This is a genomic window from Arenibacter sp. S6351L, assembly GCF_023016025.1.
Lineage (GTDB): Bacteria > Bacteroidota > Bacteroidia > Flavobacteriales > Flavobacteriaceae > Arenibacter > Arenibacter algicola_B.
In genome coordinates, this window is record NZ_JALKBB010000034.1 from 36,290 (window position 1) to 56,009 (window position 19,720).

19 protein-coding genes are annotated in these 19,720 nt (G+C 39.2%); 5 read left to right on the forward strand and 14 right to left on the reverse strand.

Annotation, left to right across the window (positions count from 1 at the left end):
• Nucleotides 1-375: 375 nt before the first annotated feature.
• Nucleotides 376-1,269: a gliding motility-associated ABC transporter ATP-binding subunit GldA gene (gldA, locus tag MWU82_RS21045; RefSeq protein ID WP_215950228.1), complete on the forward strand. Its 894-nt coding sequence runs from the start codon at nucleotides 376-378 to the stop codon at nucleotides 1,267-1,269.
• A gap of 35 nt (nucleotides 1,270-1,304) precedes the next feature.
• On the opposite strand, the gene MWU82_RS21050 is transcribed toward gldA, so the two are convergent.
• From MWU82_RS21050 to MWU82_RS21080, 7 genes are all read right to left on the reverse strand, one after another.
• Nucleotides 1,305-2,177: an ATP-binding cassette domain-containing protein gene (locus MWU82_RS21050; RefSeq protein WP_247097806.1), complete on the reverse strand. Its 873-nt coding sequence runs from the start codon at nucleotides 2,175-2,177 to the stop codon at nucleotides 1,305-1,307.
• Complete coding sequence (gene modB / locus MWU82_RS21055) at nucleotides 2,174-2,845, reverse strand: molybdate ABC transporter permease subunit (RefSeq protein ID WP_215950226.1); 672 nt, start codon at nucleotides 2,843-2,845, stop codon at nucleotides 2,174-2,176. Before modB ends, MWU82_RS21050 begins: the two co-directional genes overlap by 4 nt.
• Nucleotides 2,845-3,246 (reverse strand): TOBE domain-containing protein, encoded by a 402-nt coding sequence (locus MWU82_RS21060; RefSeq protein ID WP_247097807.1) that lies wholly within the window; start codon nucleotides 3,244-3,246, stop codon nucleotides 2,845-2,847. The genes modB and MWU82_RS21060 overlap by 1 nt, the downstream gene beginning before the upstream one ends.
• Nucleotides 3,239-4,027: a molybdate ABC transporter substrate-binding protein gene (gene modA / locus MWU82_RS21065; protein ID WP_247097808.1), complete on the reverse strand. Its 789-nt coding sequence runs from the start codon at nucleotides 4,025-4,027 to the stop codon at nucleotides 3,239-3,241. Before modA ends, MWU82_RS21060 begins: the two co-directional genes overlap by 8 nt.
• Before the next feature lie 51 nt (nucleotides 4,028-4,078).
• Nucleotides 4,079-4,510: a BLUF domain-containing protein gene (locus MWU82_RS21070; protein WP_247097809.1), complete on the reverse strand. Its 432-nt coding sequence runs from the start codon at nucleotides 4,508-4,510 to the stop codon at nucleotides 4,079-4,081.
• Nucleotides 4,511-4,621: 111 nt separating this feature from the next.
• Nucleotides 4,622-5,431, reverse strand: coding sequence for a sulfurtransferase (locus tag MWU82_RS21075; protein ID WP_247097810.1), 810 nt, complete (start codon nucleotides 5,429-5,431; stop codon nucleotides 4,622-4,624).
• Nucleotides 5,432-5,442: 11 nt separating this feature from the next.
• Nucleotides 5,443-6,606: an acetylxylan esterase gene (locus tag MWU82_RS21080; protein ID WP_247097811.1), complete on the reverse strand. Its 1,164-nt coding sequence runs from the start codon at nucleotides 6,604-6,606 to the stop codon at nucleotides 5,443-5,445.
• Nucleotides 6,607-6,939: 333 nt separating this feature from the next.
• Here MWU82_RS21080 and MWU82_RS21085 point away from each other — a divergent pair, with 333 nt between their 5' ends.
• Complete coding sequence (locus MWU82_RS21085; protein ID WP_247097812.1) at nucleotides 6,940-9,990, forward strand: PVC-type heme-binding CxxCH protein; 3,051 nt, start codon at nucleotides 6,940-6,942, stop codon at nucleotides 9,988-9,990.
• 158 nt (nucleotides 9,991-10,148) lie between these two features.
• Here MWU82_RS21085 and MWU82_RS21090 read toward each other — a convergent pair whose 3' ends face one another.
• The 7 genes from MWU82_RS21090 to MWU82_RS21120 form a co-directional block, all read right to left on the reverse strand.
• Complete coding sequence (locus MWU82_RS21090; RefSeq protein ID WP_031442598.1) at nucleotides 10,149-10,658, reverse strand: OmpH family outer membrane protein; 510 nt, start codon at nucleotides 10,656-10,658, stop codon at nucleotides 10,149-10,151.
• 76 nt (nucleotides 10,659-10,734) lie between these two features.
• On the reverse strand, nucleotides 10,735-11,580 hold the full coding sequence (locus MWU82_RS21095; protein ID WP_215950219.1) for an OmpH family outer membrane protein: 846 nt from the start codon (nucleotides 11,578-11,580) through the stop codon (nucleotides 10,735-10,737).
• Between the two features lie 99 nt (nucleotides 11,581-11,679).
• A complete protein-coding gene (locus MWU82_RS21100; protein ID WP_215950218.1) occupies nucleotides 11,680-14,259 on the reverse strand; it encodes a POTRA domain-containing protein in 2,580 nt (859 codons plus the stop codon).
• 4 nt (nucleotides 14,260-14,263) lie between these two features.
• Nucleotides 14,264-14,980 (reverse strand): isoprenyl transferase, encoded by a 717-nt coding sequence (locus tag MWU82_RS21105; protein ID WP_247097822.1) that lies wholly within the window; start codon nucleotides 14,978-14,980, stop codon nucleotides 14,264-14,266.
• 31 nt (nucleotides 14,981-15,011) lie between these two features.
• A complete protein-coding gene (locus MWU82_RS21110) occupies nucleotides 15,012-15,698 on the reverse strand; it encodes a DUF6089 family protein (protein WP_215950216.1) in 687 nt (228 codons plus the stop codon).
• Between the two features lie 116 nt (nucleotides 15,699-15,814).
• Entirely contained in the window at nucleotides 15,815-16,696 is an 882-nt protein-coding gene (locus MWU82_RS21115; protein WP_247097813.1) for an NAD kinase, read from the reverse strand.
• A 5-nt stretch (nucleotides 16,697-16,701) separates the two neighbouring features.
• The gene (locus MWU82_RS21120) at nucleotides 16,702-17,358 is read right to left on the reverse strand and encodes a CBS domain-containing protein (RefSeq protein ID WP_215950214.1); all 657 of its coding nucleotides are present in this window, start codon (nucleotides 17,356-17,358) and stop codon (nucleotides 16,702-16,704) included.
• A 290-nt stretch (nucleotides 17,359-17,648) separates the two neighbouring features.
• Between MWU82_RS21120 and MWU82_RS21125 the strand changes: the two genes are divergently transcribed.
• The 3 genes from MWU82_RS21125 (at nucleotide 17,649) to MWU82_RS21135 (ending at nucleotide 19,634) form a co-directional block, all read left to right on the forward strand.
• Nucleotides 17,649-18,362 (forward strand): pyridoxine 5'-phosphate synthase, encoded by a 714-nt coding sequence (locus MWU82_RS21125; protein ID WP_247097814.1) that lies wholly within the window; start codon nucleotides 17,649-17,651, stop codon nucleotides 18,360-18,362.
• On the forward strand, nucleotides 18,362-19,129 hold the full coding sequence (locus tag MWU82_RS21130; RefSeq protein WP_215950212.1) for an alpha/beta fold hydrolase: 768 nt from the start codon (nucleotides 18,362-18,364) through the stop codon (nucleotides 19,127-19,129). The genes MWU82_RS21125 and MWU82_RS21130 overlap by 1 nt, the downstream gene beginning before the upstream one ends.
• Nucleotides 19,130-19,283: 154 nt before the next feature.
• Nucleotides 19,284-19,634 (forward strand): phage holin family protein, encoded by a 351-nt coding sequence (locus MWU82_RS21135; protein ID WP_215950211.1) that lies wholly within the window; start codon nucleotides 19,284-19,286, stop codon nucleotides 19,632-19,634.
• Nucleotides 19,635-19,720 lie beyond the last annotated feature (86 nt).

A 19,720-nucleotide genomic window follows, 5' to 3' on the forward strand; every position in this document is an offset into this window, starting at 1 on the left:
TCACAGGACTTTTATCTATATATATTTTAAAATATGCTAGAACAGTCCCTTACCTCCCTTAAAAAAGAAGTAAAAACTAAAACCGTTCCAGAAATATTGCTTTGTCATTTTTCTTGTAAAACTCCGGCTAAATTAATAATTAAATTTATAAAACAGCATTTACGCTAACATTTTTTTATTTAATTCAGTTTAAAGCAAAAAATAATACTGATTAAATCCCTAAATCGGTATATTTTTGCGAATTACGAAGAACAAATTAGAACAATTAACACTATCAACACCAAAAAATCGCCGTTGAAGGTCAAAATTTTATCATATCGATAATTAAAACTAGGTTTCACTAATTTGCATTATTTTTGATAAAAAAGTAAACGCATGTCCATCATAGCAAAAAACATTACCAAATTTTTTGGAAAACAAAAAGCACTGAACAAGGTTTCCTTTACCATAGAAAAAGGGGAAATAGTTGGCTTTTTAGGCCCCAATGGCGCAGGAAAATCCACTATGATGAAAATATTGACCACATATTACACCGCAGATGACGGACAAGCCGAGGTTAATTCATTTGATGTGCAAAGTGAGAAGAAAAATGTTCAAAAGAGCATTGGCTATCTACCCGAACACAATCCATTGTATTTGGACATGTACGTAAAGGAATATCTTGCATTTAATGCGGAAGTCTACAAAGTAAGTAAAAATAGGATCAACACAGTAATAGATCAGACCGGCCTTACACCGGAGGCGAACAAAAAGATAGGACAACTTTCCAAGGGCTATAGACAAAGGGTTGGATTGGCCGCGGCATTATTGCACGACCCGGAGGTTTTGATCCTTGACGAACCCACTACGGGTCTAGACCCCAATCAATTATTGGAAATCAGAAAATTGATCCGGGAAATTGGAAAAGAAAAGACCATTTTACTTTCCACACATATCATGAAAGAGGTTGAAGCTGTCTGTGACAGGGTATTGATTATAAATAAAGGAACTCTAGTGGCAGATAAAAAACTTTCAGAATTGCGCGACGGGCAGGACCAAGTTTTGGTGGTCGAATTCGATTTTAGAGTAGAAGAAGCCTTTCTAAATAAACTGCCCAATGTAATTTTAGTCAAAAATATTGGTGGTTTTGTTTACGAGATTACCTTTAACACTACCAAGGATATGCGCCCTGTGGTATTCGACTTTGCCCATGATAATCAATTGAAGACACTACAATTAAGTAGGAAAAACAAAAATCTGGAGAGCCTATTTACAGAGATGACCGTTTAAACCTAAAAATCATGAATACTTGGCAAAACCAATTCCTATAATTTTTGAATTATTGGGTTAAAAGCTTTTGAAGCCACTAGAACCTGATCTCCTACCCTTAAATCATTAGCTTCCGTACGGTCTGAAATCACCTTGATAATATCGTTACCGATAAGGACCGAAATTACATAAATAACATCCTCCTTCTCTATTTTCAAGACTTCCCCAGAGAACCTAAATTTGGCACTGGTCTTGTTAAGTCCAAAGAAATCGGCTGCAGTACCTTTCTTGATTACACGACCATTTTGAAGCTCAAATACACAATCCGATAATTTTACAATTTCCCCAATGTCATGACTTACCAATATAGTAGTTAGTTTGTATTTCTTGTGAACCCTCAAAAGATATTCCTGCAACTTTATCCGCATCTTCAAATCCAAGGCAGATAAAGGTTCGTCCAATATTAATATTTCAGGTCGCTGGACCAATGCCCTGGCCAATGCCACCCGTTGCTTTTGCCCCCCGGATAGGGTTTCAGGTTTTCTTTGCTCCAACTCGCCAAGCTCGGCAAATTCCAACAGCTCCCCTATTATGGTTCTATCTTGATTTTTCTGAAGGGCATATTCCAAATTTTGGCGAACGCTCATGTTCGGAAAGAGGGCATAATCCTGAAAGACATACCCTACCTTACGTAGTTGGGTTTTAAGATCAATATTTTTATGACTGTCAAACCATGTTGTTTCACCTACTTTTATTGTTCCGCTATCTGGCTTTAACAAACCACTTAGCATTCTTAAAGTAGAGGTTTTTCCCGCCCCGGATTCCCCAAATAAGGTAACAAATTGCCCCTTTTCAATAGTCAATTGCAAATCCAGGGCCATTATTGCACCGGCAGACTTCAATGTTTTTTTTAGGTTTAACCGTATCATTGGGCAAAGCGTTTAAAATATCCCCCATTGGTAAGATAAACCAGCAACAGAATTACAAAAGTTACGGAAAACAAAATTAATGAATAGCTATTGGCAGCAGCATAATTAAGTGCTTCCACTTCATCATATATGGCAATAGAGGCCACTTTGGTCTTTCCCGGCATATTCCCCCCAATCATAAGCACAACGCCAAACTCGCCAACTGTATGGGCAAAGGAAAGTACAATACCTGTTAGTAGGGAAGGCTTAATATTGGGCAACAAAATTTTTAGTAGTGTAGTCATTTTTGATTTCCCCATAGTATAGGAAGCTTCTTTTAGTGTAGAGGGCAGGGAGGAAAGTCCCGCTTGAATGGGTTGCACCATAAACGGCAAGCTATAAATGACCGAAGCCACTACCAAACCCTCAAAAGAAAATATAAGCCTGATCCCCAGCCATTCATTTAACCAACTTCCAAAGGCATTTTCAGGGCTAAAGGCCACCAGCATATAAAACCCCAATACGGTAGGTGGAAGCACCAATGGCATACTCACCAAGGTTTCCAAGACAGGCCTTATTTTGGATCTGGTACTCGACAGCCAATTGGCTATGGGAATTGAAATCACAAACAATATTGCCGTGGTAACCACCGCAAGTTTAAAGGTAAGGACCAAAGGTTGCCAATCCATTATGGTGCCAGTATTATCTCGTTCAATTTAACCATAATCATTACGTTCATCTTTTCAACCAATCCCATCTGCTTTACACTCATAGTACTTATAATAGCGATGACCTCCCCTATTGTGGTCTCCAAAACCAATCTACTCAACAAAACTCCCTCTTCCATACTAGTAATATTTCCAGTAATCCTATTCTCAATACTAATATCCAATTCCTTTTGGGTAGTGACCGCAACCTCCATTTCCTTAAACAAGACATTTACTTTATTGCCCTTTTTCATATAAGGGGCAGATTCAGGGGTATCTATGACCACCGACATAAATTTCTCACCGCTATCCACCTGAACACAAACAATGGACATGGTTCCATTGGTTTTAATGTCTGTTATATTACCCGGAAAATTATTCATCTACCAAATATCCAAATTCTTTTAATATCTCCTTGGCTTCAACTGAAAAAAGAAAGTGATAAAAACCCTGTGCTTCTTGTTTGGTGTCTTCTTTCCGATCTACAAGCACTACACCTTGACTAATGTTGGAGTAGAGCGATGGATTTATTGGAATCCAACTCCCTTTTCCTTTCATTTCTGGCGACAGTACTGTTGATAAAGCCGTAAACCCAATTTGTGCGGCTTGAGAAATAATGAATTGATCGGTCTGGCCAATACTTTCTCCGAAGACTAATTTAGGTCCTAAGATTTCATTAAGGCCATAATACTCCAAAACCTCTTTGGCAGCAACGCCGTAGGGGGCAGTTTTGGGATTTGCCAAAGCAATATGCTCTATAGCGGGATCGGTTAGGGCATCAATTGAAACGGGGGTATTCTCCACCATTGACCACAGCACCAATTTTCCTTTGGCATACACTTTTGGAATATTCCTTGCTTTCCCCCCAGCATAAACTACTTCCGGATATTTCATATTGGCGGCAATAAAAATGTCATAAGGTGCACCTTCCATAATCTGTGCGGTCAACTTGCCCGATGACCCAACAATTAATTCGAATTCTACTCCAGTTTTGTTGGTATAGGCATTCGCCAAAGCCTTCATGGCAGACTCCATATTGGCCGCGGTGGCAATTACAATTTTTTTATCGTGACTATCCTGACACCCTACAAATATGATGGTTAATAACATTGACCACAGCCATTGCCATTTGCATCCCTTAATTATACTTTTGCCGTTAAACATTTTTTATTGGATAAATTTTGATCGTCAAAAGAAAGAAGGATCAAGGTCTAATTAGATTACCTCCCCCGAAATAAGTTTACGCACACTTATCCAAAACATGTTCAATACAGCAGTAGAACCCGCGGACAGTTCTGATAGCAACAATAAATTTCTTTCAAAATTCTTCATCTCCCCACCGTCAAATCTTTCGTCGGATTCTGTAAAATAAGCCATATTCCAGTCACCAAAATTCCTACCATTGTTCTTGCCTTCCCACAATAATGTTACATCTCGGTGCCTTTTATCCTGTCTGATCTCCTCGAACAAGGATTGTATATGACTCTTTTCACCTTCAATTATTTGAACAAAGGAAAGTTTATGAAAAACTAGACAACCAGTAACACCTATGGCCTTGTTACGCTCACGGGAGGTTTCCAAAATGCCGCTAATAACTTCTTCTGAAATATCTTGGATTGCTTTGGAAGAATAAGACAGTTGGTACATTAAATCTATTTTGGAGCAAAATACAAAAATTCTGCAGTTTCACTAGTTTGCGCTACACTGTAAAATATACATTATGCCCATGAATAGCTGTTTTTACCTTTTATAGACAAATCAATCAGTCAACTGCGCATACTCCGTCCACGAACCATCATAAACCTTATTATCGTTCTTTAGGCTCATTTCGCTTGCCATTAGAACAATGCATGCTGTAACGCCGGATCCACAACTAAAAACCAACGGCCGCCCCTCCCCTTCCAAATCAGCAAAAACTTCTTTCAACTCGCCTAGGGATTTAAACTTTCCGTCCTTAAGAACAGTTTCATAAGGGATATTAATGGAGTTCGGAATATTCCCCCTTCTCAATTCCTTCCTTGGCTCCGGAACAAGCCCATTAAAGCGATCAGAGGAGCGGGCATCTATGACCAAGGCCTTTCTACTTTTCAGATTATTGCTTATACCTTCTAAGTCCACCACCATATCAGGATTGAAATCTGCTTTAAAATTGCCTGTATCAAACTTCATATCAACTACTTTTTCTGTTCTATATCCTGCCTTCTTCCATCCCGGAAAACCACCATCCAAAACCCTTATATTCTGATGACCCATAACTTTAAACATCCACCAGACCCTGGGGCTCAAATAAATTCCACGATCATCGTAGACTACAATCATACTGGATTTATTAATGCCCAATTTTCTACAGGAATTTTCAAATTGCCCTGGACTTGGAAGCGCATTGGGAAACGGATTTTTTTTATCACTAAAATCACCTTCAAGATCAAAAATACGGGCTCCTTTTATCCTAAGGTCATCTAATTCTGAAGATGCTGGATCATATCGTAAACGAGCATCCAAGATTATGATTTCGGGCATTTCCAAATTTTCATTCAGCCAAGCGGCAGACACTATCATACCATTCATTTCCATATATTTTAATCTACTGATATTTTCAAATACGCCATAACGGCCTCATCTCCCACTAGGGCATTCTTGGGCCTAGGATTATCCTTGCTAAAAACCATCAAATCTTCCGGGGGCAAAATAGTAACAAAATCTTCCTTATAACCCTCAGCGTACGGTATTTTGCCGGCATTTAGATCTAGGTGATGGTCAAAAAAATTGTAGAGAGCCGTTCTTTTATTATACCCGTAATCGTGCCTTTCGGCCGGTAGATGAACATTTTCCACTTTGTGTTCGGCATTATAAAGCGCATATACCTTTTGTATGTAAGGATACTCTATTCTTGGTGTGTTTCGCGTCCAATCGGAACCATCTGACACCAACAATAAAGGTCTTGGGGCGCAAAGGGCAGCTATTTCCACATTATTGGTTTGGTGGTCGGCACTTTTGTGTATTGGCATTCCACTCTCACAAACACATCCTCCAAAAAAGTGGGCAGAAACCTGTACCACAGGTGCCGCTACTTTTATTCGATCATCTATAGCCGTTAAAACAAAGGTTTGCGTACCGCCTCCAGAGGCACCTGTCATCCCTACACGTTCTGGATCCACATCCGGCCTGGAAAGCAAATACTCCAAGACCCGTTTACTATTCCAGGTCTGTAATAGCAAAGCTATCGGCATCTTGTGGTTTACCTGGGTACTTTCCGCATAACCCACCATGTCATAGGCAAAAACTACAGCCCCCATTCTGGCCAATGCAGCACAACGCCATTGAATGTAATCCGTATACCTTTTATCCTTCATATGACCATGCGGACTCAGGATGGCCGCGTACTTGCCATTTTCTTTTATAGGCCTATACAGGTTGCCCGTAACAAAGAAACCTGGAAAACTCTCTATAGCAATATTTTCTACAATATAACCCTCCATAACCCTGGTATTTCTAATAATGGGATTGAAATTACCCGTTATTTCCGGCATCTTGTCCAATTGCATACCCTCTATAATACCCTTCTTAATTCTTAAGGCCCTTTGTTCCCAGGATTCCAAGTCGTTCCATTCGGAGGCGAATTTTTTCATAACAATATTTGCCTCATCCTCGGTCCAATAACTGCCAACACACAACATGCTATCCTGACCATGGACCATTAAACCAAAAAATGAAATTGCAATAAGACCGAATAATTTTTTCATCTATTTCAAAAGTTAATAGTTGCTATTATAATTCATGAATTTCAGAACAACTCATAGGCAAGAATACTCCTTATATCTTCCAAAAAAAACCTCATTTCAGATACTTCCCCCAATTGATCCTGCTAACTAAAATACTGCTTTTCCTCCATTGTTTTCATTATTTTGATGTCAAGTTCAATTAAGCCCCTCCCCAACATCAACAAGCAACATCATTGATGTAGTGAATCTTTGGCCAGCCTGCTTATATCTATTTTCCCAATAGCCTATTCCCATATTTTTAAAATGATGCTGGTTTTTTTGGTAAATTGTGGAGCAACAACCAAAAACGTTCACATGCTTCAAAACCAAATTGCCAACAAAACATTAGCAATTATAATGACCTTGGGTTCCCTTTCCTCTTGCAAGGACCAACCAAAAACCAATATCGATTTCCTATCGCTTTCAGAACAGGATAAAAGAAATCCCGAATATGCCCTGTCCTCAATGGAGGTAGCGGAAGGATTAAATCTTGGGCTATTTGCTTCGGAACCTATGGTCACAAACCCTACCAACATGGCTATAGATGCCAAAGGCAGAATATGGGTTTGTGAAGCTAGGAATTACAGATTGTTTGCCAATCCGGATAATACATATGACGATAGCGGAGATCGAATCTTAATACTGGAGGACACCAATGGAGATGGCCAAGCGGACACTTCCAAGGTTTTCTACCAAGGAGAGGACATCAATGCCGCCTTGGGCATAGCCGTGCTGGGAAATAAAGTAATCATCTCCGTAAGTCCCAACGTTTTTATCTTTACGGATGAGGATGGGGATGATCTCCCGGATTCTAAAGAAATCCTGTTCCAAGGCATAGAAGGCGTAGACCACGATCATGGGGTACATGCTTTTGTCTTTGGTCCCGATGGCAGACTTTATTTCAACTTCGGTAATAATGGCAAACAACTATTGGACAAAAATAGTGATGTAGTTATGGACCTGCACGGCCAGGAAATTGTGGCCAATGGCAAGCCTTACCGGGAAGGGATGGCCTTTAGAATGAACATGGACGGAACCAATCTGGAAATCCTAGGGCATAATTTCAGAAACCCTTATGAAATTGCCATTGACTCCTATGGCGGTTTATGGCAATCCGATAATGACGATGATGGTAACCGGGGAACGCGGATAAACTATGTTATGGAATACGGCAATTATGGATATAAGGATTTGCTAACAGGTACCAGCTGGAGAGAAAGAAGAACGGGATGGGATAATGACATCCCCAAAAGACATTGGCATTTAAACGATCCGGGAACCGTCCCAAATATGCTTCAGACCGGATCGGGATCCCCTTGCGGCATGCTTGTATATGAAGACTATATGTTGCCACAAAAATTTCAAAATCATCCCATACACGCCGAACCCGGCCATAATGTAGTTCGTGCTTATATTGTAGACGAATCGAAGGCAGGTTATACGGCCAAAATTGAAAATCTGGTAAAAAGTAAAGATGATTGGTTTAGACCGGACGATGTTACCATTGCGCCAGATGGCTCTCTTTTTATTTCCGATTGGTATGATGGAGGCGTTGGCGGGCACAAGGCGGAAGACATAGCACGGGGAAGAATTTACCGATTGTCCACTGGCCAGGAATATAAAGCTATTGCTATAGACCCCAAGACCGAGGATGGAGCGGTTAAAGGACTACTTTCCGGAAACATGGACCTCTTTTATCAGTCGTGGCAAAAATTGCATTCCATGGGCGAAGCTGCCCAACCCCTTTTAACGAAATTAACAACCAAAGGAGGTATAGCCAAAGCCCGGGCATTGTGGATTGGGTTGTATATTCCTTCCAAAAGCAACGACTACATAGAAATGGCATTATCGGATGAAGACCCCAAATTTAGAATGCAGGGCATCCGAATGGCAAGGTTTAAAGGCAAAGAAAGTCTGGAGAAATACTTATCCCTCTTAGCAAATGATAAATCGCCACAAGTCCTAAGGGAAGCGGCTATTGCACTAAGGTTTATAGGCACAGAAGCAGCAGCAGAGCAATGGGCCAATTTGGCCGCTCAACATACTGCTGGCGATAGATGGTATTTGGAAGCACTGGGTATCGGGGCGGATAAATTCCCTGAGCTATATTTTAACGCTTGGAGAAACAGGGTTGGAGATAACTGGCAAAGTGAGGCCGGAAAAGAAATAGTTTGGCGTATCCGGGCCTTAGAATCGGTTCCGCTGTTGGTATCCCTAATTAAAGACCAAACTGTACCGCCTACCAAATTGGCTTCCTATTTTAGGGCCCTCGATTTTAAGGATCATCCCGATAAAGACAATTACCTAATGGACATGCTGACTTGGAACCACCCCCTTAAAAACCAAATTCAGGGATACGCAGTTGGGCAAATGGATGCCAAATTTGTGTATAGCTCACCCAAACATATTAAAATGGTCAAAGAAGTGCTTCCCAAAATTGAAGGAACACCAGAATGGATCATGACAATCAAAAACCTAGAGTTAAAGAACCAGAATGAGGCCTTGTTTCGAGTATTGGCCAACGGGTCCAACACAGATATTGGCAAGGAAGCCGCAAACCTTTTACTCAATAATAACGGCGCCACATTGATCGACACCTTCCTTCATTCCCAGGAACCTGAATCTTCCAAGATCGCCGTACTGGAAAGGCTAAATGGAATATCCAATCCAACCGCCATTGCAATGCTAAAGGAGAACATTACCTCCAAGAAATTAGGCCATGCACTTACCAGAAAAATGATTGAAACCCTGGGCAATACCGGATCCGGGCAAGAAGAACTATACCAAATGCTTAAGGAGGACAGATTGGCGGAAGAATACAAAACAACTACTGTATTAAAACTCATGAACAGTTGGAACAAGGAGATCAGAACCAACGCCCCTAAATTCCTAACCCCTCAAGGAGATGGAACATTGGACATTTCAAAATTGGTAGAACGTAAGGGCAATGCTACCCACGGCATGGAAGTTTACAGCACCTATTGCAGTTCCTGTCACTTGGCTGCTGGCTCAGGAATTGAATTTGGACCCGAATTGTCGGATATAGGCAATAAACTATCGAAGCAATTTTTATACTCCAATATTATTTATCCCAGTGCCGGAATCAATTTTGGTTTTGAAGGTTACTCTTTTAAAATGAAAGATGGGAAAACCTATACCGGATACATTTTAAGCAGGACAGAGGATGAAATAACCATAAAGATGATGGGAGGCGCCCAAAAGACCGTGGAATTGCAGGATATTGCAGAACAGGAAGCCCTGGAACAATCATTAATGACAGAAGGCTTGGCCAATATAATGCCGGAGACGGACTTAGTGGATTTGGTAGCCTATTTGGAGACCCTAAAGATAGCAACGGAGGAATAATAAATCTCCTTAGCAACATCGCAAGGAGATGTTTGTTGGGAGTGCCATTTACGTAATTCCAACGGTTTACCATCTACAAATACCCTAATCCAGCAATAAAATGTTTTAAAAAAAGCCATGCGAATGCATGGCTTTTTTTAAAACATTTTATTGCTGGATTAGAAACCTAATTGCTTCTTGACCTCTGGCAAAATATCCTTCCCCTTGGCTACGATAAGCCCACTACCTTGGGTAGCATCCATTACGTAGTCTATTCCTTGGGCAGCCGCCACAGACTCGATAGCTTTTTTGGCCTTTTCTGTGATAGGACCTAAAAGCTCACCTTGTTTCTTTTGTAATTCTTGTTGGGCAGTCTGTTGTGCCTCACCAATATTTTTTTCAAAACCTTGAAGTTCCAAAGCTCTTTTCTGATTTTCTTCTTCAGACTTTGAAGATGATTCATTTTTATATTGGGTATACTTATTTTGAAGTTCGGTCATGGAACTTTCAATATCCGCCCTATACGTTTCCTGTAATTTCTTAAGTTCCGCTTCGGCTGCTTTCATCTCCGGCATTTCAGACAACAATTTCTGTACATCTATATGTGCAATTTTTGCCTGTGCATTAACAAAACTAGTAGCTGCTACGAACAAAACTATGGCTACTGCTATTTTTTTAATTTGTTTCATGATTTTAATTAATGTTTGAGTGTTAATTTAAAGATTTAGTTATATAAATGTAATTTGGTTTAAGCTTAATTTAATATTATTGATTGTCCTTTGTACTATCCTCTTCTTCAGAGTCATTTTTACCATTTCTTTCCTCTAATTCCTTCTTTCTTTTGGCCTCCCTTTCTTCCAACAACTTTTTCCTTCTTTCTTCGTACGCCTTTTTACGTTCTTCGCGAATCCTGAGCTGTTCTGCCCGGTTTTCCTCTGCTGTCTTGGTCCTCGCCTCTTCCGCCTGCTTTGCCCTCTCCTGACGCTCTAAAATAGCATCACTTATATTTTCTTCCGTTTCCTCATCCTCTATATCTTCGAAACTACTTCTTGCATTTTGCCTATTCTTAGGTGCGCTTATTTTTCTAGTCCTCGAAATCCCCCTCAAAACAAGATCGCTAATATCGTGTCTTTTCTCGGAATACAACATTACAACATCTGCCGATTTATCAAAAATAAAATCATATTTTTTATTTGCACCAATTTTCTGCACTTCATTGAAAACCTGATCCTGAATTGGCTGTATCAATCTTCTTTTCTGAAGCACCAGATCTCCTTCCGGACCAAATCTATCCTGTTGATAATCGAACATCTCCTTTTCCAAAATTTGGATCTCTTCCTGTCTCTCGGAAATCAACTCCTCTGTCAACAGCACTTTCTCCGCCATTAAATCCTTCTTCATCTGATCAATAATCCCCTTCTCCTTATCCAGCTCCAATTTCCATTTCTGCACTTTGGCCGCCAATTGCTCATTGGCCTCCCTGTACTCCTCTACATTCTCCAGGATATATTCCATATCCACATAACCTATCCTAATGGACCTTTGTGCCGAAATAGTAGCTACAAACATAGTTGCCGCCAGAAACAAAAGTACTTTTGATTTAATTCCCATGCTATCTTCTTTTTATACTATAGAAAATATCGTGCCAAAATAACTAAATATTTTAGAATGAACCATTTAACATATAAAACAATTGCACATTTCTATATATTAAAACTGTTGTCCAATGATGAAGTGGGTTTGCCAACCGCTAGGTCCGGATGAATTGGGGTTATAATCTTGATCAAATCCATATCCAAAATCAATTCCCAATAATCCAAATGCTGGCATAAAAATACGTAGTCCCACTCCGGCAGATCTTTTTAACTCAAACGGATTAAAGTCTTGAAAATTGTTGAAGGCGTTCCCTGCCTCTAAAAATACCTGCCCGTAAATGGAAGCAGACGGTTTTAGCGTCAAAGGATATCTAAGCTCCAAGGAATATTTATTATACACAACTCCACCGTCCTGTACTTGTCCACCACTTAATGGATCTGTACTATAAGGTGTTAAGGATTGATTCTCATAACCTCTTAAAGAAATAACATCCCTGCCGTCCAATGTGTAGGAACCCATACCGTCACCCCCAACATAAAATCTTTCGAATGGAACCTTTCCTACATCTTCGTTATAAGTTCCCAAAAATCCAAATTCGGCATTGGTCCTTAAAACCAATTTGTCTACCAAGGTGGTATACCAATCACCTTTAAAGTTAACCTTGTAGAATTCCAGCCACCTAAAGCGTTCTTGATCTATGCGCTCTATTTCATCACTATCCAACTCCTCAATGGCTACTTCCTGATCTTCATTGAGTTGCTTATAGTCTATATTATTGAACAAAGAAAAAGGAGGGGTAAATTTGGCTGTAAGGGCAAAATTGGATCCCGATCTTGGATAAATACGACCACCACCGGTAGCATCCCTAGAGATTCCAAGGGTGTATGCTATGGAGTTCGATTTTCCGTTCCCGAAATTGAAAAGCCCTAAATTATAATCCTGGAAATTGTATAACTGATACCCCAAAGAGTGGGAAATGGTAAAGAAATCATCTGGCCATTGTACCCTTTTTGCCAGCCCTGCCGAAATTCCAGTGATGGAAAACTGCTTGCTTTTATCTGGTTTGTTACTTACATAAGGGTTATAATAAAACTGTTGTGTTCTGGACAAGGACATATTGAACCTTACCGGTTTTTTACCTCCCAACCAAGGCTCGGAGAAATTTAAACTATACACCCTATAGGTCCTACTGGCTTGCAAACGCAGGGCAAAGGTTTGCCCATCCCCCATGGGGACCGGCTTATAAGCCTCCCCTTTAAATAAATTTTTCATGGAGAAGTTACTAAAGGACAGTCCCAATGTACCAATGAAACCACCTCCTCCATAACCACCCTGGAGCTCTATCTGGCTGGAGCCAGCTTCCACCAAGTTATATGCGATATCCACTGTTCCTGCATTTGGATCAGGATTTTGGATATCCGGCTTTATCTGTTCCGCATCAAAGAATCCCAATTGTCCCAATTCCCTAATACTTCTAATGATGTCCGATTTATTATAACGTTGGCCAGGCCTTGTACGCAGTTCCCTAAAAATAACGTGGTCATTGGTCTTATCATTACCAATTACGGTAACGTGATCTAGAAAGGTCTCTTTACCTTCAATAATTCTAATTTCAAAATTGATGGTATCATTCTCCGCAGAAATCTCCACAGGGTTTATACTGGAGAACAAATAACCGTTATTTTGATATAAATTGGTGAGGTCCTCTGCATCTGGCTTCGTGTCATCCGCTATACGTTTGCGCAACAAAACCCCATTATAGGTATCTCCCTTTTTAACTCCCAGAACCTGTCCAAGTTGACGGTCCGTATAAATCGTATTTCCAACAAAATCTATATCACCAAAATAATACTTGTTCCCTTCTTCTACCTTGATCTTCACATCGATAAGATCGTCGGAAACCTTTACAAAAGTATCCGAAATAATACGGGCATCCCTAAAACCTTTTTCGGCATATTTGTCCACAAGGGAAACCAGATCCGTTTTATAATCTTCCTGTATATATTTGGACTTCTTCCAGAAACGGTAGAATTTTCTTTTCTTGGTCTTTTTCATGGCCTTGCTAAGCTGTTTGTTGGACAACTGCTCGTTACCTTCAAAGACAATATTGTTGATCTTAACCTTATCTCCCTGTTTAACATTTATGACCATAGCCTGTGTATTGGCATCGGTCGTATCCTTTGCCGTAGCAATGGTAACCTTGGCGTTAAGATATCCTTTCTTTTTGTATTTGTTCTGGATATAATTCTTGGAATTGGCGATCAAACTCTCGGTTATCTTTTTACCCTTTTTAAGATCGGTATCCTTTAAGATTTCATCTATCTTTCTTTTTTTAACACCATAAACGGTTACATTGGAAAGAGTTGGCCTCTCAATTATATTAAGTTCAAGAAATACATTCTCACCTTCAATATTGGTAATATAGAAGCTTATGTCCGTAAACAGTTCCAATCCCCATAATTTATTGATGACGGCGCTAATTTCATCGCCGGGAACGGTAATGGGCTGCCCTATCCTTAAACCCGTGTAGGTCTTTACAGTCTGTTCGTTGTAACTTTGCAATCCGGTAACTTCCAATCCTCCAAGTATATACCGTTTACCATCTTCATAGGAAGTATCCTGCGCCGAGATAACTGTAGTAAAAATTAAGAATAAAAGTGTAATAAAAAGTTCAAGGGACATGAACCTTTTCATGTCGCTAGGTGAGTTGTTCGCTAGTTTTTCCAAATCTTCGTTCTCTGTTCTGGTAATTTTTAATGGCTTCCAATAAATGCTGTTCCGAAAAATCCGGCCAAAATACATCAATAAAATACAATTCCGCATATGCAATTTGCCATAGTAAGAAATTACTGATCCTATGCTCTCCACTGGTACGGATCAACAAGTCTACATCTGGTAAATTTTGCGTGTAAAGATGGTTATTAATAATGGTTTCGTCAATATTTTCGGGAGAAATTATATTATTTTTAACTTTGACACATATCTGTTGTACGGCATTTTTTATCTCTTCCCGAGACCCATAACTAAGGGCAAGCGTCAAGGTCATACCGGTATTGGCACTAGTTTTCTCCATTACATCCAACAATTCCTTATGCGCACTATTTGGCAAGGAAGCTATATTACCAATGGTATTTAACTTAATATTATTATTATTCAAGGTTTTCAGTTCCTTTTTAAGGGAAGAAACCAATAACCGCATTAAAGTATCCACTTCCAATTTGGGCCTGTTCCAATTCTCGGTGGAAAAAGTGTACAAAGTAAGAAACTCCAAACCAATTCTAGCACAGTCCTCCACAGTTCTTCTAACGGTCTTCACCCCTTGCTCATGGCCAAAGACCCTTAATTTTCCTTTTTCTTTTGCCCATCTACCATTACCATCCATAATTATGGCTAAGTGTCTTGGCAATGATTTCATCTTTAATTCTTCCAAACTATTATTTTTAACACTACTGAAAACAATCCTGGCAAGGTTTTCTTCCAAAGGTATACGTTAGCGTAACCCCGGAGAACACATACCAATCATCACTAAAAATATTTCCAAATCTAAATTCTTCATAATTGGAACCTTCAGGATTACTGGCATCCAAATTATCCGTAAAGGTATATCTGGCCCCTATTTCAGCTCCAACAATAAAAAACTGACTAATTCTTAATTTAGCTCCGACCGTCATAGGCACAGCAAATGATCCATCTTTCTGTCCAACATCCTGCAATTGCGCCGCATCAAAATAATGGTATCCATATCTAAAATACGTAACACCAGTATATAGATATGGTGTAAAGGCCGGTCCCAAACGATGTAAATTATATTCCACAAAATTAAACTCCAAACCTGCGGAAGCCTCCAGAACATTATTGTCCATTATAAAATTCCGTTGTTGTCGGGACGGTATGTCCGATTTGGAATCATCCGCTGTAAATTCTCCATAAATAATACTGGCCCTCCAAGCATAGCGTTTACTCTTGTTCCATTTAAACAAACCACCAAATGCAGGACCCGAAGGTAAAATAAAATTAGACCTCCCAACATCCCCAATATTATTGGTACCACCTGCAAATAGGCCAATCTCGTATGTTTGTCCCTTTATTTCATTAAAAATGAAAAGAAGAATTGCCGCAAAAAATAACCTCATTATTTATAAAAGTTTGCAAATATAACAATTTCAGCAGTTTAGACTAGTAAATTATTACATTCATGTTCTCACTTGATAAACAGATTTTGTTCCTTTTTATTGTCGCCCAAAAACAATCAATTACGCTTGTCTTCGCCCCACAATAATTTATTTCGTAGTGTTTTTAGAAAACTTTCGGAAGTATATTCGATCATTTTAATGGTAAATGGAGCTTTTTTAATAAAAATCTCCTTGCCGCTGGTCACGGTAGCTATCCTGGAATCCAAAGACACCAAATGACTTTCTTCCCTCCCGGAAACCTTGAGCCTAATAACGGTATCATCCGAAATTACCAAAGGTCTTGCATTTAGGTTATGGGGTGCAATAGGAGTAAGTATCAATGATTTTGCAGTAGGGGCAATTACAGGACCACCACAGCTAAGTGAATACCCGGTAGATCCGGTGGGCGTTGCCACAATTAACCCATCTGCCCAATAGGATGTTAGGTATTCATCGTTCAAATGTGTTTCTACAGTAATCATGGAAGTGGTATCCTTCCTGCTCACCGTAATCTCATTCAACGCAAAGTTCAATATCTTAAATTCAGGAATATCGGATTGTGCACTTACCTCCACCAGACTGCGCTCTACAATGGTATATGCCCCCGAAACGAATTCCTTTACTACCTTGCGCACATCTTCTTTTCTAAATGTGGATAAAAATCCCAGTCTGCCCGTATTTACTCCTACAATAGGTATTCCTAGGTCACGAACATAGGTCGTAGCCCTTAAGATGGTGCCATCGCCACCAAAACTCACAAACATATCAAAATGGGCGTCAAGGCCATTAGAGTCCGTAAATATGGGGAATTCGCCCACATTACGTTTGGCCATAATTAAACTGTAAAACTCTTTTTCAAAGTAGATTTCAGCATTTTCTTTATGAAGTTCATCCAATAACTCCACAATGTAATCCAAAACGTTATTCTGGCAAGTAAGTCCGTAAATGGCAACTTTCATAGGAGTTAAACATTTAGATATTTATCCAAATAATCAGATCTCTGTTTTAAATCCTCTATAAATTGATCGTCGTTATTACCGTAGAGTATGGTGTAGTTATACCTTCTGAAAGACTGTATAATTTCATTTAAATGTGTTGTACCTATTTTAATAGTGATCTGAATAACGTCGTTTCGGATATCCGTAATAAACCCGCCAATCAATTTAACATTGTTACTTTCCACTATTTGGGCAATTTCGCTAAAGGAGTAATCCTTTAAACCCTTTGCCAAGACGAGGATTCCACCTGGTTCTGTAAAAAATGGCGTATCTATAAACTCATCAACAATATCTATAAGGTCGTAATACCCTAAAACAAGGCCATTATCATCCAAGACGGGCAAAAGGTTTGCCTCGTTCTTTGAAAATATTTCCAGGACATCCAGCCAAGAAGTTTCCTTTCTAACAAAAAAAGTTTCCAGGTTATACCGATAATCCTCTATCCTCTTGTCCTTTTCATAATTATCAAGATCATTTTCACCCAAAACCCCAATAAAAACATTCCCTTCTACCACTGCAACATGGGAATAGGTAGATTCATTAAAGAATTTGATCACTTTTTTCAAGGAATCACCCACTTTAAAAATCGGCAATGTGACAATTATGTTATTTTGAATGTTCATAACTTCATATTATAACGCAAAATACTAATAAAAATTTCTAAGAACCCGAATCTTCCAAAGTATTATTTACAAAAAGACCTAGCTTTTGCGAGCTGTTAAAAAACAATCCCGATAAATTATCAATACTCCAAAACCTTTCTATTCCAAAAGCCCTCAAAAACCACTTAAACCCAGTTGTCTATATTTTTTCACAATGGTTTAACCGAGCTTGAAAAACGAATTCTTCATAATAAAAACAGCAAAAGGTATGCCTAATTTGTATTTTTGCTTTTTAAACATACCAAAATCCTATGACAAAGCTTAGCGTTAATGTAAATAAAATTGCAACATTAAGAAATTCACGTGGAGGAAATGTACCCGACCTGTTAAAAGTGGCCAAAGATATTGAAGATTTTGGAGCTGAAGGCATCACCATACACCCAAGACCTGATGAAAGACATATAAAATACCAAGATGCAAGGGACTTAAAGAAATTGGTCCGCACCGAATTCAACATAGAAGGAAATCCCATACAATCTTTTATGGATTTGGTTTTGGAGGTAAAACCCACACAAGTCACCCTAGTCCCCGATGCTGTTAACGCCATTACGTCCAACGCCGGATGGGACACCATAAAACACAGGGATTTTCTAAAGGAAGTAATATCCACGTTTAAAGACAACGGAATAAGAACTTCTATTTTTGTGGACGCCAATATTGAAATGGTCAAAGGTGCCGCATTGACAGGTGCCGACCGCATTGAACTATATACCGAAAGCTATGCACACGAATATGCCAAAGGAAACAAGAAGGGGGTTGTAGCTTTTACGGAAGCTGCCAAAACAGCCCATCAATTAGGATTGGGCATAAATGCAGGACACGACCTTAGTTTGGATAACATAAAATATTTCAAAGAAAACATACCCCACTTGCTGGAAGTTTCCATTGGTCATGCCCTAATATGCGAATCCCTGTATCTAGGCCTGGAAAATGTAATTAATATGTACCTAAACAAATTAAAATAATGCCGGTATTGCATTCCAATATTTTAGGGGAAGGACAACCTATTATTATACTACATGGTTTTTTGGGCATGTCCGACAATTGGAAATCCATGGGCTCCAAATATGCCGAAGAAGGCTTTCAAGTACACTTACTGGATTTGCGCAACCATGGAAAAAGTTTTCACTCCACCGAGTTCAATTATGATTTATTGGCAGAAGATGTAAAACATTACATGGACTACCACCATTTGGGAGACGCCATTATTCTTGGACATTCCATGGGAGGAAAAACGGCCATGCTTTTCGCCTGCCGCTATCCCCAATTAACAAAAAAGTTAATTGTAGCAGATATTGCCCCCAAATTTTATCCACCCCATCACCAGGATATAATTAACGGTCTAAACGCCTTGGATATTAAAAATATTAGCTCTCGAAATGACGCGGATGAACAATTGTCCAAATACATCAAAAACGTAGGGATCCGTCAGTTTTTGCTAAAGAATTTGTATTGGGCAGAAAAGGGGGTATTGGGTTTCCGCTTCAATCTTGAAGTTTTAAGTGAAAAAATGGAAGAAATTGGCGAAAATATAGGATCTACGGACACTTACACAGGACCAACACTTTTTTTAAGGGGAGACAGATCGGAGTATATTACCCCAAATGATTTATCGGTTATAAAAAGGCATTTCCCTTTGGCCACGGTCGAAACAATAGACAAGGCCGGACACTGGCTTCATGCGGAGAATCCAACCCAATTTTTTGAAAAATCTATTCTATTTATCAAATAGACAATTCCTTTTTTACTTAATAAAATTTGCAGGGAAATTCTATACCCATTCGTAAAAACCATGAATATTACCCCCTCAACAGACAAAATAATTGTTTACTTTTAAAGGGATAATTTCATTGAAAAAACATTCCATTAACCAAAAAAAGTAAAACATGAACCTGATTTTAAGAATTCTCCTGAGTGCCATAGCAGTGGTTATTTTAGCAAAAATACTGCCCGGGGTGGGTGTGGACTCGTATACCACCGCCATTATTGTAGCCATTGTTCTAAGTTTGCTGAATTTTATTGTAAAACCCATCCTGGTCATCCTAACCTTGCCGGTCACTATCCTTACCTTAGGGTTGTTCCTGCTCATAATCAACGCTATAATTATCCTTTTGGGCGACTACTTTATTGATGGCTTTCATGTAAATAATATTTGGTGGGCATTGCTTTTTAGCCTTTTGCTTTCCTTTCTGCAATCTATATTTTATTCATTTCTAAATGATGACAAAAATATCTAGGGTACCTTTTTGACATTCAGTAATTTAAAAACTTGTTGGAGATTAGAAAATGTACTACTTTTGCATCCCATTTTATTTTAGTAAAA

Bases quoted from the DNA above. Each gene is read 5' to 3' on its own strand.
- gldA (WP_215950228.1), top strand. From the start codon at position 376: ATGTCCATCATAGCAAAAAACATTACCAAATTTTTTGGAAAACAAAAA.
- MWU82_RS21050 (WP_247097806.1), bottom strand. From the start codon at position 2,177: ATGATACGGTTAAACCTAAAAAAAACATTGAAGTCTGCCGGTGCAATA.
- modB (WP_215950226.1), bottom strand. From the start codon at position 2,845: ATGGATTGGCAACCTTTGGTCCTTACCTTTAAACTTGCGGTGGTTACC.
- MWU82_RS21060 (WP_247097807.1), bottom strand. From the start codon at position 3,246: ATGAATAATTTTCCGGGTAATATAACAGACATTAAAACCAATGGAACC.
- modA (WP_247097808.1), bottom strand. From the start codon at position 4,027: ATGTTTAACGGCAAAAGTATAATTAAGGGATGCAAATGGCAATGGCTG.
- MWU82_RS21070 (WP_247097809.1), bottom strand. From the start codon at position 4,510: ATGTACCAACTGTCTTATTCTTCCAAAGCAATCCAAGATATTTCAGAA.
- MWU82_RS21075 (WP_247097810.1), bottom strand. From the start codon at position 5,431: ATGAATGGTATGATAGTGTCTGCCGCTTGGCTGAATGAAAATTTGGAA.
- MWU82_RS21080 (WP_247097811.1), bottom strand. From the start codon at position 6,606: ATGAAAAAATTATTCGGTCTTATTGCAATTTCATTTTTTGGTTTAATG.
- MWU82_RS21085 (WP_247097812.1), top strand. From the start codon at position 6,940: ATGCTTCAAAACCAAATTGCCAACAAAACATTAGCAATTATAATGACC.
- MWU82_RS21090 (WP_031442598.1), bottom strand. From the start codon at position 10,658: ATGAAACAAATTAAAAAAATAGCAGTAGCCATAGTTTTGTTCGTAGCA.
- MWU82_RS21095 (WP_215950219.1), bottom strand. From the start codon at position 11,580: ATGGGAATTAAATCAAAAGTACTTTTGTTTCTGGCGGCAACTATGTTT.
- MWU82_RS21100 (WP_215950218.1), bottom strand. From the start codon at position 14,259: ATGAAAAGGTTCATGTCCCTTGAACTTTTTATTACACTTTTATTCTTA.
- MWU82_RS21105 (WP_247097822.1), bottom strand. From the start codon at position 14,980: ATGAAATCATTGCCAAGACACTTAGCCATAATTATGGATGGTAATGGT.
- MWU82_RS21110 (WP_215950216.1), bottom strand. From the start codon at position 15,698: ATGAGGTTATTTTTTGCGGCAATTCTTCTTTTCATTTTTAATGAAATA.
- MWU82_RS21115 (WP_247097813.1), bottom strand. From the start codon at position 16,696: ATGAAAGTTGCCATTTACGGACTTACTTGCCAGAATAACGTTTTGGAT.
- MWU82_RS21120 (WP_215950214.1), bottom strand. From the start codon at position 17,358: ATGAACATTCAAAATAACATAATTGTCACATTGCCGATTTTTAAAGTG.
- MWU82_RS21125 (WP_247097814.1), top strand. From the start codon at position 17,649: ATGACAAAGCTTAGCGTTAATGTAAATAAAATTGCAACATTAAGAAAT.
- MWU82_RS21130 (WP_215950212.1), top strand. From the start codon at position 18,362: ATGCCGGTATTGCATTCCAATATTTTAGGGGAAGGACAACCTATTATT.
- MWU82_RS21135 (WP_215950211.1), top strand. From the start codon at position 19,284: ATGAACCTGATTTTAAGAATTCTCCTGAGTGCCATAGCAGTGGTTATT.